We start from the raw sequence: 1,363 nt of genomic DNA, 5'->3' as shown, positions 1-1,363 counted from the left end.
CACATACCTGCTAACTTCATCCACAACCTCTTTAAAGTTATCTAAGAAAAATGATTGGTGCTCATGGTAAAAAACAGGTGGAATAGCATTATCAAAGTGGTCGGTTAATGTCATATATCCATATGGAGAGTCATGATCAATGATATACGCATTAGCACCAAAATCCACAGTATGATGTGTTTTATTTAGTGGGAGTGTTTCTTGATGATTGGAAATTTCAACCCCAAAAAAAACAAAATCGTGGTTAGCTATTTCTTCAATATCCTCAGAGAATGTGTTTTTATATGTTTGTATATTCTCAGACTTAATTTTATCAAAGGACTTAATATTAAGAGTATTATTTGACAGGTTAGCGTTACTTTGATGTCTGAAGTTAAAATCAGAATTAATAATAATAGAGAGCAAGTGACGTTCATCCGAAGAAAGAGGATGAGTTTTTTGTATTATTTCAGAAAGATAGTGTCTGGACACCTTATCGAGGTGCTCAAGTGACCGAAATGATGACCGTGCTCCAGATGGCGCTTCAATAGAAAGATTTAATGATTTGAAACTGGTCCCTTGAGAGAACATTTTACTATAACTTTGCGCTGCTATAGACTTCCTTAAAAAGCTTTTCACAGTATCAGCACAGTGATCTAAATGTTTTTCACTTATGCCAGAAGAGGATGAGTTTGTTACGCATGATATGTTTTTTTGTAATGCTTTTGTATCTTTGTTCGGATTTATTTTTCCATCAACAAGATCAATATTGTTCTGAACATTAATATGATTTACTGCTTCAGGTATTTTCATAAAACATCCCCCATTATGTGCGTTTTTATCTGCAGTTATTTAGAATAATATTATCTAACTTAATATTTTCTTGTATGTATTATAACGAACATATTTTAATATGTTGTACGATTTTCACTCTGAAATCCCCTGAGTTTAATCACACTTCCTTTACTGAAAGGAATTATTGCAACAGTATTATTTGTTTTTGGATATATATCTTGCGCCTTGTTATGTAGTTAATGCTCAGAATATGATAGATAAAATAGAGACGCAGAACAGGGCATGCTCATAACATGATGATAACATAAAAAATTAGTAACAATAAATGAAAGAATCATGGGCGCTCAACAAAAAGAGAGCTAAATAGCTGCACGGAATAGTAGGCTGTGTCCCTTAATCATCTGAGTTATAGTAACTGTCTGTTTACACAACATATTGAACTATGGCTCGCTACGACCTTCCCGATGAGGCATGGACCATCATCAAGCCCCTGTTACCTCCTGAACCCGCCACACCACGGGCCGGACGCCCATGGGCTGAGCACCGTAAAATCATCAATGGCATGTTCTGGGTGTTATGTTCCGGTGCA

1 protein-coding gene and 1 pseudogene are annotated in these 1,363 nt (G+C 35.4%); one reads left to right on the top strand and one right to left on the bottom strand.

Features of this window, described 5'->3' with window-relative positions:
• Nucleotides 1-792 (bottom strand): annotated as a pseudogene (gene ospC2, locus BGK49_RS14770) (type 3 secretion system effector OspC2); the annotation flags it as partial.
• 424 nt (nt 793-1,216) lie between these two features.
• Here ospC2 and BGK49_RS27345 point away from each other — a divergent pair.
• Nucleotides 1,217-1,363 (top strand): transposase (locus BGK49_RS27345; protein ID WP_141011594.1); only part of this gene is annotated, 147 nt, incomplete at its 3' end.

The organism is Shigella sp. FC1544 (genome assembly GCF_001722145.1).
Taxonomy (GTDB): Bacteria; Pseudomonadota; Gammaproteobacteria; order Enterobacterales; family Enterobacteriaceae; genus Escherichia; species Escherichia coli.
The sequence above is the reverse complement of the archived record's forward strand: the minus strand, read 5'-3'. Positions and strand labels throughout refer to the sequence as shown.